This is a genomic window from Enterovirga sp. (assembly GCF_035325185.1).
In the GTDB taxonomy this organism is placed as follows: domain Bacteria; phylum Pseudomonadota; class Alphaproteobacteria; order Rhizobiales; family Beijerinckiaceae; genus Enterovirga.
In genome coordinates, this window is sequence record NZ_DAOLAJ010000011.1 from 22051 (window position 1) to 34560 (window position 12510).

The window sequence follows — 12510 nt, forward strand, 5'->3', positions numbered from 1 at the left end:
CCCTCGAGCTGCGACTGGAGGGCGAGGAAGTTCTGGTTGGACTTGAGGTCGGGATAGGCTTCGCTGATCGCGATCAGGCGCCCGAGCGCGCCGGAGAGCTGGTTCTGCGCCTCCTGGAACTCCTTGAACTTGGCCGGATCGGTGATCGTCGAGGCATCGACCCGCACGGAGGTCGCCTTGGCGCGCGCCTCGGTCACCTGGGTCAGGACCTCGCTCTCCTGCTTGGCGTAGCCCCTCACCGTCTCGACGAGATTGGGGATGAGGTCGGCACGGCGCTGGTATTGGTTCTGCACCTCGGCCCAGGCCGCCCGCGCCTGCTCCTGGAGCGTCGGCACGTTGTTGATGCCGCAGCCCGCCACCGTCAGCGCGACCAGGATCGCCCCCAGGAGAGGCCGCCACGACACGAAGCCCCGGCTCGCCATCTGTCCCGTCATCTCATTCTCCTTCCGCGAGGGTCCCTCGCTGGCGCGGATCGGCCGCGCCGGCAAGGCCCTCGCGCGTCACCGCCACCGAATTGGCCGAGCCCGATGTCGAGCCGACGACGACACGATGCCCGCGCTCTCTCAGCAAAGCCAACGTATCCGGGGACAATCCGGTTTCCACGAGAAGAGCGTCCGGCCGCCATTGATGGTGGATGCGCGGCGCCGCCACCGCCTCGGCGATGTTCTGGCCGAAATCGACGACGCCCAGGATCACCTGGAGCACGGTCGTCACGATCCGGCTTCCGCCCGGGCTCCCCGTGACGAGAGCGAGCCGGCCGTCCTCGAACATCATCGTCGGCGTCATGCTGGAGAGCGGGCGGGCGCCGGGCGCGACCGAATTGGGCTCGCCCCCGACGAGGCCATAGGCGTTCAGCGCCCCGGCCTTGGCCGCGAAATCGTCCATCTCGTTGTTGAGCAGCACGCCCGTCCCATCCGCCACGAGGCCAAGCCCGTAGGAGAAGTTCAGCGTCGTCGTGTTGGCGACCGCGTTGCCCTCCCGGTCCACGATCGAGAAATGGGTCGTCTGCGGGGATTCGTAGGGAAGCGGATTGCCCGCCATCACCTCCTCCGGCGGCCGGGCGCGCCGGGGATCGATCTCCGCGCGCAAGGCCGCCGCATAGGCTTTGGAGGTGAGCCCCGCCACCGGCACCTTCACGCGGTCCGGATCGCCGAGCCAGGCGGCGCGGTCCGCATAGGCCGGCTTCATCGCCTCGGCCATCAGGTGATAGGCTGCGGCGCTGCCCGCCCCGGCCTCGGCGAGGTCGAAGCCTTCCAGGATGTTGAGGATCTGGATGAGATGCACGCCGCCCGAGCTGGGCGGGGGCATGGTGACGATCTCGCGCCCCCGATAGGTGCCGCGCACGGGCTCTCGCCAGACGGGCCGGTAGGCGGCGAGGTCGCCGGCCTGCATGACGCCGCCTGCCGCGCGCACCGCCTCGGCGATCTTTCGCGCCACCGGCCCCTCGTAGAACCCGCGCGGGCCCTTTTCCGCAATGGCCGCGAGGGTCGCGGCGAGGTCCGGCTGGACGAGACGCTCGCCGGCTTCGGGCGGCCGGCCGTCGCGATAGAAGACGGCCCGGCTCTGCGGATGGCGCCCGAGACGCCCGGACCTCACGAGGGAGCGGGCGAGGTCCTCGTCCACCGCGAATCCCTCACGGGCCAGGGCCTCGGCCGGCCGGACGAGATCGGCCAGCGTGAAGCGGCCCGAGCCGTAGCGCTCCAGCGCCGCCGCCATCCCGGCGACGCTTCCGGGCACGCCCACGGAGAGGCCCGTATCGCGCGACTTCGCGGGATCGGGCTCCCCGCCCGGCAGCAGGAACATGTCGTGCGTCGCGCCTGCGGGGGCGGTCTCGCGGTAATCCAGCGCGACCGTCTCGGCCGCCCGGCCGGGCGCGGCGGCGCGATGGATCAGCATGAAGCCGCCGCCGCCCAGATTGCCGGCCCGCGGCAGGGTGACGGCGAGCGCGAAATGGGTGGCGACGGCGGCATCGACGGCATTGCCGCCGCGCCTCAGGATCTCGACGCCGACATGCGTCGCGCGCGCCTCCTGGCTCGCCACCATCCCGCCATGGCCGAGGACGGGCAGGAACCGGGCCCGCTCCGAGACGATCGGCGCGGGCCAGGCCGAGGGCATGCCCGGAGGCGCGCCCTGGGCGAAAGCGACGGTCGCGAAGAGGGAAACGATCAGGGGCAGGGCCGCGGCGAGCGCGGGCCAGCGAAACCGGCCAGACATGCGGCCCTTCCTGCCACGCCGCCGCCGCCGCGCGAAGGGGACCCTGCGTCGCGCATCCGGGCCGGCCGTGATAGGGAGGCGCGCGGGCCGCATTCCTCCCTGGCCCGCGAAAGGTTCATCGGTGAGCGTCTTCCTGCCCGATTCCGGCACTCTCCTCGCCTATACGATCGCCTGCCTGATCCTCTTCGCGACGCCGGGCCCCGATATGAGCCTGTTCCTGTCTCAGACGATCGTGGGCGGGCGGCGGGCCGGGCTCGCGGCGATGGCGGGCGCCATGACCGGCTGCTGCGTGCATTCGCTGGTCGCGGCGCTCGGCCTCTCGGCCCTGATCGCGGCTTCCGCTACGGCCTTCTCGGTGCTGAAGGTGGTCGGGGCGCTGTACCTGCTCTGGCTCGCCATCGACGCGGTGCGTCGCGGCTCCGCCCTCTCCCTGTCCGGCGGGCGCCCCGCCCCGTCCCTGAAGCGGACCTTCCTGCTCGGCCTCGGCATCAACCTCACCAATCCGAAGGTGGTGCTCTTCTTCGTGACCTTCCTGCCGCAATTCGTCTCGGCGCATGACGCGCATGCCGCGGGCAAGCTTCTCGTGCTCGGGCTCTATTTCGTGCTGGTCTCGCTGCCTCTGGCGATCATGATGGTGCTCCTGGCGGAGCGCCTCATCGGCGCGCTGACGCGGCGGCCGCGGATCATGCGCCTCCTCGACTACGCCTTCGCCGGAATCTTCGCGCTCTTCGCCCTGCGCATCGCGGCCCTCCCCTCGCGCTGAAGCGCCCCGAGTTCCTTGACAGGCCCCCGGCCTCGTCCCTATAGCCGCCCAGCTTCGACTCGCTCGGAGATGGCGGAGTAGCTCAGCTGGTTAGAGCAGAGGAATCATAATCCTTGTGTCGGGGGTTCGAGTCCCTCCTCCGCTACCAGCCTTCCCCCAACATCAGCGTCTTCAGATCGCCTCTAGGCGACCGCCCTGGGACGCTCGCTCCCGACCGGACAGGCGCCCGTCTCGATCCGGTCGAGGCCGAGGGAAGCGAGCGCCGCGCGCAGTTGCGCGCCGGCCCTCCCTTCGCCCGTGAAGACGGCAAGGCCCGGCGCTACCGGACCGGTCGGGCCGTCCGCCTCCGCGAGAATCTGCGCGACGCGACGCCCGACGGCTGGAGCCGGGTCGAGGAAGGTGACGGGCCAGGGCGCGAGGCGCCGCATGCGCCCCGCGAGCAGCGGATAATGCGTGCAGGCGAGCACGACGACATCCGTCCGGCGGCCGCCGCGGTCAGCGAAGCAGGGGGAGATTTCCGCCGCGAGCGCCTCGTCCGAAACCGGCTCTCCCGCAAGCTCCGCCTCGGCCATCGCGGCGAGGCGCGTCGAGCCGACGAGATCGACCTCGCAGCCACCCGCATAAGCCGCGACCAATTCGCGCGTATAGTCGCGCCGCACCGTGCCGGGCGTCGCCAGCACCGCGACGCGGCCCGTCCGCGAAAGCGCGACGCCAGGCTTCACCGCAGGCACCGTGCCGACGAAGGGAAGGTCGAAGCGCTCGCGCAAAACCGGCAGGACGAGCGTCGAGATCGTGTTGCAGGCGACGACCACGATGTCGGGCGCATGGCGCGCGACCAGGGCCGCCGTCACCTCCACCACACGCCGGACCAGAGGCTCCTCGGCCCAGCCGCCATAGGGAAAGGCGGCGTCGTCGGCCGCATAGACGTAGCGGGCATCGGGTCGTGCCCGGCGAACCTCGCGCAGCACGCTCAAGCCGCCGACGCCGGAATCGAGGAGCAGGATGGCCGGCCGCCTCGTCCCGGCGGCCAGGATTCGCGTCGTCCGGCCGGCGAGGAGGTCGTAATGCTTGGATGCGGGGCTTTGGGCTTCGGACATCGGGGACGCGGCAGGGTCGAGGGAGCCCGGGCAGGATAGCGGGGCGGCGGTTAACGGCTGTTCACCACCGCACGTCCCGGCCCGGGGCCGGCCGGCGTCAATGCCTCACGCTGGCCGAGAGGAGATTGATCACCAGCACCCCGGCCAGAATGAGGCCGATCCCGGCCAAGGCCGGGGCATCGAGCCTCTCGCCGTGGAAAATCCAGCCGAGGGCGGCGATCAGCACGATCCCGACCCCCGACCAGATCGCGTAGATCACGCCGACCGGGATCGTCCGCATGGCGAGGGACATGCAGAAAAAGGCGACCGCGTAGCCGGCGAGGGCCGCGACCGCCGGCCAGGGCCGCGCGAAGCCGTCCGACGCCTTGAGCGCCATCGTTCCGGCGACCTCCGCCGCGATGGCGAGAGCGAGGAGAAGGAAGCTCGCCGGCGACATGCGGGCTCGTCACGGCGGGCGGACCGCCCGGCCCGCCTCAGTGCCTGTGCCGGCTGTCGAAGCGGCGGCGCGTCACGGGCTGCTTGCTCTGGATCGGCGGCGGACCGGTCCGGACCGGGGCGGGACCCGAGGCCGGGGCGGAGGTCTCCGTCTTGGGCGTCTCGGCGGAGAGACGGCGGACCGGCCAGCCATCCGTCCAGCGCCCCATGTCGAGGAAGGAGGGATCCTGCCTCAGCCCGACCAGATCCGCCCCCGTTTCCGTGGTGGCGATCAGCATGTCGAAGACGCGCCAATAGGCGAGCCAGTCGAGCGTATCGACCGTGTTGCGCTCGACCTGCTGGAGCAGCACGCGCTGCTCGCCCGTCAGCTGCGCCTCGACCGACCAGGGCACGCGCGGGGGCGGGGGCGGGCGCAGGCGGCGGCCCTTCGCGTCGAATTTCGGCGCCTCCTCGACGGTCGGGAGCTTGATCGTCTCCGAGCTGTAGCCGTCCATCGGACCCGCCGGCGAGGCGAGCGTGGCGGTGAGCGGCGGAAAGCCGTGGTCGTCGGAGGCCGAGCGCATGAAGAGCTTGCGGACGGCCGGGACGGAGGAGGTTTCCTTGAGGATGCGGCGCGACAGGCGGTCGGCCGCGAGGTTGGTCTGGTCGCCCGACATGAGGACGAGATTGGTCGCCTCCGGGATCGCCGCGAGATCGGCGAGCCGGATGCCCCTCGACGTGTCGTCCTTGGCGATGCCGCCCGCCATCAGGGCGAAGATCAGCTTCGGCGCCGGGATGTCGAGGTCCTTCGCCCGCGCCGCGAGGTTCACGGCGATGCCCGTCCCCGCCGAATGGGCGAGGTAGAACGTCTCGGCGGGATCGGGCTTCGCCTGCGGATCGGAGGCGAGCTGGGCGAGCGCGCTCTTGATCAGGGCGCCCGCCCTGTCCGTCGCGTCGGTGGGCTTCGTGCTCCCGACCACCTGGAAGCCAGGAAAGAGCACCAGATGGCCGCGCCGGGCGAGATGGTCGATCCAGGCGCCGTAGACGACCGGATTCGCCGCCCCCCAGGCATGCAGCAGGACGACCACGCTCCGCGGCTTCTCGGGGGCCGAGGCCATGTGGAAGACGTAGGTGACCTCGCCGGGCTTGCCGATGGCGCGCTTGACCACCTCTCCCGTCGTATCGAGCGAGGCGCCGGGCCCCGTCTTCGGCTGGGTGGGCGAGGAGAGCGCCCAGGACGGGCCGGCCGCGAGCGCGGCGAGCGCGAGGGCGGCGAGCGTGACAATCTTGGGGCGTAACATCGAGGCGTCGGCAACTCGGTCTTCGGGGCTGCGGAGTCCATAGCAGATCGAATGCGCCCGCGTCGCTAGCCTTTTCGCCTCCCCTCCGCGAGCGCCCTGATCACGCCGCGCCAGGTGCGCACGTCCTGCTCGGTCAGTTCCATGCGATGGAGCATGTCGCGCATGTTGCGCACCATGACCGGCCGCTTGTCGGGAGGATAGAAGCCGGCCCCGTCCAGCTCCGCCTCCAGGTATTCGAACAGCGAGAGGACGGCCTCGCGCGTCGCGGGGGGCGTTCCGGGATGGGGCGCGAAGGGCAGGCCCCGGCCCAGCGCCCGCGTCCATTCGTAGCCGGCCACCATCACCGCCGCCGCGAGGTTGAGCGAGGGATGGGCCGGATCGACGGGAAAGGTCAGGATCGCATCGGCGAGCGAGACGTCGTCATTGCCGAGCCCCGTGCGCTCGCGCCCGAACAGGATGGCGGTCCTCTCGCCCGCCGCCGCGCGGCGCGCGATCTCGGCGAAGGCCGCCTCCGGCCCGAGGATGCGCTTCATCTGCCCGCGCGAGCGGGCCGTGGTGGCGAGGACGAAATGGAGATCGCCCAGAGCCTCGGCCGTTGTCGCGAAGGCGCGGGCGCCGTCCAGCACATGCCCCGCCCCCGCGGCGGGCGCCGCCGCGCCCGGATGCGGCCAGCCCTCGCGCGGGGCGACGAGCCTCATCTCCGAAAGGCCGAAATTCGCCATGGCTCGCGCCGCCATGCCGATATTCTCCGGCATCTGCGGCTCGACGAGGACGATGGCGGGAGGACGGGCCGCGGCGGGCTCGGGCAAAGCGGGTCTCCGCAGGGGCCGGGAGGGCCGGGTGCCACGGCGCCGCGGCACAGGCAAGGCCCTCGAATCCGCAGCCCGGATCGTCGCGTCCGGAAGGGTTCCGAGAAATGCCCGGAACACCGTCCTTTCAGCTTTCCGGCGCGCAAGGCCCGCGCTATGAACCTTGGCCCTCCGCAGCCCCCGCTGCGCCTTTTCTCCGCACCGGCCCCCCTTCCGGGCCATCTCCTCGCAGGTGAAACCATGGCAAAGATCAAGGTGACCAACCCGGTCGTCGAGCTCGACGGCGACGAGATGACCCGGATCATCTGGCAGCTCATCAAGGACAAGCTGATCCACCCCTATCTCGACGTCGACCTGCAGTATTTCGACCTTGGAGTCGAGTATCGCGACAAGACCAACGACCAGGTCACGGTCGACGCGGCCCACGCGATCCAGAAGGCCGGCGTCGGCGTCAAATGCGCCACGATCACCCCCGACGAGGCGCGGGTGAAGGAGTTCGGGCTCAAGGAGATGTGGAAATCGCCGAACGGCACCATCCGCAACATCCTCGGCGGCGTCATCTTCCGCGAGCCGATCATCTGCAAGAACGTGCCGCGCCTCGTCCCGGGCTGGACGCAGCCCTTCGTCATCGGCCGCCACGCCTATGGCGACCAGTACCGCGCGACGGATTTCAGGGTGCCGGGCAAGGGGCGGCTCACGATCAAGTTCGAGGGCGAGGACGGCACCGTCATCGAGAAGGAAGTGTTCAAGTTTCCGGGCTCCGGCGTCGCCATGTCGATGTACAATCTCGACGACTCGATCCGCGACTTCGCCCGCGCCTCGCTCAATTACGGCCTGGCCCGCAAATATCCCGTCTACCTCTCGACCAAGAACACGATCCTCAAGGCCTATGACGGCCGCTTCAAGGACCTGTTCCAGGAGGTCTACGATGCGGAATTCGCCTCGAAGTTCAAGTCGCTTGGCCTGCATTACGAGCATCGCCTGATCGACGACATGGTGGCCTCGTGCCTGAAATGGTCGGGCGGCTATGTCTGGGCCTGCAAGAACTACGACGGCGACGTGCAGTCCGACACGGCGGCCCAGGGCTTCGGCTCACTCGGCCTCATGACCTCGGTGCTGATGACGCCGGACGGCAACACGGTCGAGGCGGAGGCCGCGCACGGCACGGTCACCCGCCATTACCGCGAGCACCAGAAGGGCAAGGAGACCTCCACCAACTCCATGGCCTCGATCTTCGCCTGGACCCGCGGCCTCGCCCATCGCGCCAAGCTCGACGGCAACGACGCGCTCGCCAAGTTCTCCGCGACCCTGGAGAAGGTCTGCATCGACACCGTCGAGAGCGGCGACATGACCAAGGATCTCGCCCTCCTTGTCGGCGCCGACCAGAAGTGGCTCTCGACGACGGGCTTCCTCGACAAGGTCGACGAGAACCTCAAGAAGGCCATGGCCTGAGGCTCACCGGCCCCGCGCTTCGGCGGGGCTGAGGGGGGCGGCCCGCTGCCCCCCGGTCGTGGCCGGACTTGACCCGGGGCAACCGGGTGAAGCCTCCCTGTCATCCCCTTCCCCTCCGCTTCGCTCCGGCCGGGGATGACAAGGGAAGCGGGAGGGCCGCTCGACAACCCGTCCCCCCGTCCCTAGAAGTCCGGCCGGGAGGCCGCGGCGCGGCCGGATTGCACGGATTCATCCGCCATGAGCGGCGTCAACGAGATCAGGTCCACCTTCATCGACTACTTCGCGAGGAACGGGCACGAGCCCGTCGCCTCCTCTCCGCTCGTGCCGCGGAACGACCCCACCCTGATGTTCACCAATGCCGGGATGGTGCAGTTCAAGAACGTCTTCACCGGTATCGAGAAGCGCCCCTATTCGCGGGCGGCCTCCGCCCAGAAATGCGTGCGCGCCGGCGGCAAGCACAACGACCTCGACAATGTCGGCTACACGGCCCGGCACCACACCTTCTTCGAGATGCTGGGGAACTTTTCCTTCGGCGACTACTTCAAGGAACGGGCGATCGACCTCGCCTGGAATTTGATCACGAAGGAATTCGGCCTGCCGAAGGACAAGCTCCTCGTCACCGTCTACGCTGATGACGAGGAGGCGGCCTCGCTCTGGAAGCGCATCGCGGGCTTTTCGGACGAGAAGATCATCCGCATCGGCACCTCCGACAATTTCTGGCAGATGGGCGATACGGGCCCCTGCGGGCCCTGCTCGGAGATCTTCATCGACCAGGGGCCCTCGCTCCAGGGCGGCCCGCCCGGCTCGCCCGACGAGGACGGCGACCGCTTCCTCGAATTCTGGAACCTCGTCTTCATGCAGTTCGAGCAGATCGGGCCCGGCAACCGCGAGCCGCTGCCGCGTCCCTCGATCGACACCGGCATGGGGCTCGAGCGCATCGCCGCGATTCTCCAGGGCGTCCACTCGAACTACGACACGGACCTCTTCGTCGCGCTGATCGAGGCGGTGTCCCACGTCATCGGCCGCCCGCCCGAGGACACGACGCGCGCCTCCTACCGGGTGATCGCCGACCATCTGCGCGCCTCCGCCTTCCTGGTCGCGGACGGCGTCCTGCCCTCCAACGAGGGCCGGGGCTACGTCCTGCGCCGGATCATGCGCCGTGCCATGCGCCACGCCCAGCTCCTCGGGGCGCGCGAGCCCGTGATGTGGCGCCTCGTGCCGACCCTCGTGCGCGAGATGGGCGTCGCCTATCCCGAGCTGGGTCGGGCCGAAGCGCTGATCGTCGAGACGCTGAAGCTCGAGGAGAGGCGCTTCCGGCGCACGCTGGAGCGTGGCCTCGCCATGCTGGACGAGGAGAGCGCCGGCCTCACGCGCGGCCAGAGCTTCTCGGGCGAGACGGCCTTCACGCTCTACGACACCTACGGCTTCCCGCTCGACCTCACGCAGGACGCGCTGAAGGCGCGCGGCATCGCCGTCGATACGGACGCCTTCAACGCCGCCATGGAGCGCCAGCGCGAGAAGGCGCGCGCGGCCTGGGCCGGCTCGGGCGAGGCGGCGACGGACGCCGTCTGGTTCGCGGTGAAGGAGAAGACCGGCGCCACCGAGTTCCTCGGCTACGATACCGAGACGGCGGAGGGCGTCGTCGCGGCGATCGTCAGGGACGGCGCCGAGGCGCCGGGGCTCGGCGCCGGCGAGAGCGGACTCGTCGTGCTGAACCAGACGCCGTTCTATGGTGAATCGGGCGGCCAGGTCGGCGATACCGGCCTCCTCCTCGGCGCGGGCATCCGCGCGCGCGTCGTCGATACCGAGAAGAAGCTCGGCGACCTCTTCGTGCACCACGTCACGGTCGAGGAGGGCACGCTCGCGCCCGGCACGACGCTGGAACTCAAGGTCGACCATGCTCGCCGCGGCGCCATCCGCGGCCACCATTCCGCGACCCATCTCCTGCACGAGGCCCTGCGCCGGGTGCTGGGCGACCATGTCGCGCAGAAGGGCTCGCTGGTCTCGCCCGACCGGCTGCGCTTCGATTTCAGCCATCCCAAGCCCATGACGCCCGCCGAGTTGTCGGCCGTCGAGGACATGGCGAACCGCCTCGTCCTCCAGAACGAGCCCGTCGTCACCAAGCTGATGGCGGTCGACGACGCGGTCGCCTCCGGCGCCCGTGCGCTCTTCGGCGAGAAATACGGCGAGGAGGTCCGGGTCGTCTCCATGGGGACGGATCGCGAGGAGGGGGCCGCGCCGAAGGCTTTCTCCATCGAGCTGTGCGGGGGCACCCATGTCGGGCGCACCGGTGATATCGGCCTCGTGGCGGTGCTGGGCGAGAGCGCGGTCGCGGCGGGCGTGCGCCGGCTCGAGGCGCTGACGGGGGAGGCGGCGCGCCGCCATCTTTCCGGCGAGAGCAAAACCCTGCGCGAGGCCGCGTCTCTCCTCAAGACGCCGGTCGGCGAGGTGACGGAGCGTCTCTCCTCGCTGATCGAGGAGCGGCGCAAGCTGGAGCGCGAACTGGCCGAGGCGCGACGCAAGCTCGCCATGGGCGGCAGCGGCGGCGGGGACGGCCCGAAGACCGTGGCCGGCGTGAACTTCCTTGGCCGCGTGCTGCGCGGCGTGCCGGCGAAGGACCTCAAACCCCTCGTCGACGAGGCCAAGGCGAAGATCGGCTCAGGCATCGTCGCCTTCGTGGCCGTCGACGAGAGCGAGCGGGCGAGCATCGTCGTCGGCGTCACTGCCGACCGCACCGGCAGCGCAAATGCCGTCGATCTCGTCCGTGCGGGCTCGGCGGCGCTCGGCGGCAAGGGCGGCGGCGGGCGGCCGGACATGGCCCAGGCCGGCGGCCCGGACGGCGCCAATGCCGAGGCGGCCCTCGCAGCCGTGGAAGCCGCCATCGCGGGAGCGCAATCGGCGGCCGCCTGAAAGTTGCGGCGCCCGGACGCGCAGCCCAGCCGGAAGCCCCCAGCCTCGAAGCGAAATCAGCCCTTCGAGTGAAGCGCTCTCCCTACCCGTATCGCGCCTTCAGCATGGCATGGACCGCCCGCGCCCCTTGCACCTCGCCTCCCTCGGGGCGTGCCGGGCGGGCGCTCGGGTTCCAGGCGTAGATGTCGAAATGCAGATGCGCCTTCGCGGCGGTCACGAAGCGGCGCAGGAAAAGCGCGGCGGTGATCGAGCCGCCGAACCCGCCCGCGGGAGCGTTGGTGAGGTCGGCGATCTTGCCCTCCACCATCTTGCGGTAGCGCGGCCAGAGCGGCATCCGCCAGACCGGATCGTCCACCGCGAGGCCGAGCCGGACCATCTCCTCGACCAGCTCGTCGTCCTCGCCATAGACCGGCGGCAGGTCGGGACCGAGGGCGACGCGGGCTGCGCCCGTCAGCGTCGCGAAATCCACGATCAGCTCCGGCGCCTCCTCGTCGGCGAGAGCCAGGGCGTCGGCCAGGACCAGCCGCCCCTCGGCATCGGTATTGCCGATCTCGACCGTCAGCCCCTTGCGGCTGCGCAGCACGTCACCCGGCCGGAAGGCGGCGCCCGAGATGGAATTCTCCACCGCCGGGATCAAAACTCGCAACCGGACCCGCAGCCCCTCCCCCATCACGATCGCGGCCAGGGCCAAAGCCGCGGCGGCGCCTCCCATGTCCTTCTTCATGAGCAGCATCGAGGAGGACGGCTTGATGTCGAGCCCGCCCGTATCGAAGCAGACGCCCTTGCCCACGATCGTCACCTTCGGCGCGGAAGACTCGCCCCAGCGGATGTCGATCAGCCGCGGCGCCCGCGGCGAGGCCGCGCCGACCGCGTGGATCATCGGCAGGCCCGCCGCGAGCAGGGCCTCGCCCGCGACGACCTCGCAGGCGGCGCCGTGCCGGGCGGCGAGGCCGCGCGCTGCCGCTTCCAACTCATCGGGCCCCAGGTCGTTGGCGGGCGTGTTGACAAGGTCGCGCCCCAACGCGACCGCCTCCGCGATCCGCTCGATCTCCCCGGCATCGACGCCCGCCGGCGCGAGAAGGCGCGCCTCGCAGGGCGGACGCTCCCGGTAGAGGTCGAAGCGATAGGCCGCGAGCAGCCAGGCGAGGCCGGCCGCCTTCCTGTCGGGCCAATCGCCGTCGAGGCGATAGGTCCCGGCGGGCAGCGAGTTGGCGAGCTTGCCGGCCGCGAAGGGCTCGTCCTCCTCTCCCGCGCCGAACAGGACCTCCTCGATGCTTCCGTCCGGCGCCGGGACGAGGCCGATCGCGCCGGGCTTCGGGCGGAATCCGCTTGCCTTCAGGAAGGCCCCCGCGAGCGGGCCGAGCCCGGCCCTCACCCCGGGCCAATTCTGCGCGTCGACGCGCCGGATCGGGATCGCTCCCCGCCCGCCCTCCTCCGGCGAGGCAAAGAGAAGGGGATGGTCGGCCTTGCTCGACATGAGGCTCCTTCGGGCGGCTTTAACGCGGGGTTAGGGTTAACGATTTATCGCTGACACCCTCTTCGAGAGGGGT

At 70.5% G+C, this 12510-nt stretch carries 10 protein-coding genes and 1 tRNA gene; 4 read left to right on the forward strand and 7 right to left on the reverse strand.

The window, feature by feature from the left end; genetic code table 11:
- Both PKD06_RS03920 and ggt read right to left on the reverse strand, forming a co-directional pair.
- A partial coding sequence (locus PKD06_RS03920; protein WP_324377796.1) for a LemA family protein occupies positions 1–434 on the reverse strand: 434 nt, incomplete at its 3' end.
- Between the two features lies 1 nt (position 435).
- Positions 436–2214: a gamma-glutamyltransferase gene (ggt, locus tag PKD06_RS03925; RefSeq protein ID WP_324377797.1), complete on the reverse strand. Its 1779-nt coding sequence runs from the start codon at positions 2212–2214 to the stop codon at positions 436–438.
- 121 nt (positions 2215–2335) lie between these two features.
- Here ggt and PKD06_RS03930 point away from each other — a divergent pair, with 121 nt between their 5' ends.
- Positions 2336–2977 carry a LysE family translocator gene (locus PKD06_RS03930; protein ID WP_324377799.1) on the forward strand — a complete coding sequence of 214 codons (642 nt, stop codon included), beginning with the start codon at positions 2336–2338 and terminating at the stop codon, positions 2975–2977.
- A 71-nt stretch (positions 2978–3048) separates the two neighbouring features.
- A tRNA-Met gene (locus PKD06_RS03935) sits at positions 3049–3125 on the forward strand.
- 34 nt (positions 3126–3159) lie between these two features.
- Here PKD06_RS03935 and murI read toward each other — a convergent pair.
- The 4 genes from murI to PKD06_RS03955 form a co-directional block, all read right to left on the reverse strand.
- The gene (gene murI, locus PKD06_RS03940) at positions 3160–4074 is read right to left on the reverse strand and encodes a glutamate racemase (RefSeq protein WP_324377801.1); all 915 of its coding nucleotides are present in this window, start codon (positions 4072–4074) and stop codon (positions 3160–3162) included.
- 97 nt (positions 4075–4171) lie between these two features.
- Complete coding sequence (locus PKD06_RS03945) at positions 4172–4510, reverse strand: multidrug efflux SMR transporter (protein WP_324377803.1); 339 nt, start codon at positions 4508–4510, stop codon at positions 4172–4174.
- A 37-nt stretch (positions 4511–4547) separates the two neighbouring features.
- Positions 4548–5789 carry an alpha/beta hydrolase gene (locus PKD06_RS03950; RefSeq protein WP_324377805.1) on the reverse strand — a complete coding sequence of 414 codons (1242 nt, stop codon included), beginning with the start codon at positions 5787–5789 and terminating at the stop codon, positions 4548–4550.
- A 65-nt stretch (positions 5790–5854) separates the two neighbouring features.
- Positions 5855–6598, reverse strand: a complete 744-nt coding sequence (locus PKD06_RS03955) for an RNA methyltransferase (protein WP_324377806.1) — start codon at positions 6596–6598, stop codon at positions 5855–5857.
- A 240-nt stretch (positions 6599–6838) separates the two neighbouring features.
- Here PKD06_RS03955 and PKD06_RS03960 point away from each other — a divergent pair, with 240 nt between their 5' ends.
- Together PKD06_RS03960 and alaS are read left to right on the forward strand one after the other, a co-directional pair.
- Entirely contained in the window at positions 6839–8050 is a 1212-nt protein-coding gene (locus PKD06_RS03960) for an NADP-dependent isocitrate dehydrogenase (RefSeq protein WP_324377807.1), read from the forward strand.
- 237 nt (positions 8051–8287) lie between these two features.
- The gene (gene alaS, locus PKD06_RS03965) at positions 8288–10960 is read left to right on the forward strand and encodes an alanine--tRNA ligase (RefSeq protein WP_324377809.1); all 2673 of its coding nucleotides are present in this window, start codon (positions 8288–8290) and stop codon (positions 10958–10960) included.
- A gap of 82 nt (positions 10961–11042) precedes the next feature.
- Here the strand turns inward: alaS and PKD06_RS03970 are convergent, their stop codons facing one another.
- Positions 11043–12437 carry a leucyl aminopeptidase family protein gene (locus PKD06_RS03970; protein ID WP_324377811.1) on the reverse strand — a complete coding sequence of 465 codons (1395 nt, stop codon included), beginning with the start codon at positions 12435–12437 and terminating at the stop codon, positions 11043–11045.
- Positions 12438–12510: the final 73 nt, after the last annotated feature.

Coding starts and splice junctions, on each gene's coding strand:
- PKD06_RS03970 (WP_324377811.1), bottom strand. CDS start 12,437: ATGTCGAGCAAGGCCGACCATCCCCTTCTCTTTGCCTCGCCGGAGGAG.
- PKD06_RS03945 (WP_324377803.1), bottom strand. CDS start 4,510: ATGTCGCCGGCGAGCTTCCTTCTCCTCGCTCTCGCCATCGCGGCGGAG.
- ggt (WP_324377797.1), bottom strand. CDS start 2,214: ATGTCTGGCCGGTTTCGCTGGCCCGCGCTCGCCGCGGCCCTGCCCCTG.
- alaS (WP_324377809.1), top strand. CDS start 8,288: ATGAGCGGCGTCAACGAGATCAGGTCCACCTTCATCGACTACTTCGCG.
- murI (WP_324377801.1), bottom strand. CDS start 4,074: ATGTCCGAAGCCCAAAGCCCCGCATCCAAGCATTACGACCTCCTCGCC.
- PKD06_RS03950 (WP_324377805.1), bottom strand. CDS start 5,789: ATGTTACGCCCCAAGATTGTCACGCTCGCCGCCCTCGCGCTCGCCGCG.
- PKD06_RS03960 (WP_324377807.1), top strand. CDS start 6,839: ATGGCAAAGATCAAGGTGACCAACCCGGTCGTCGAGCTCGACGGCGAC.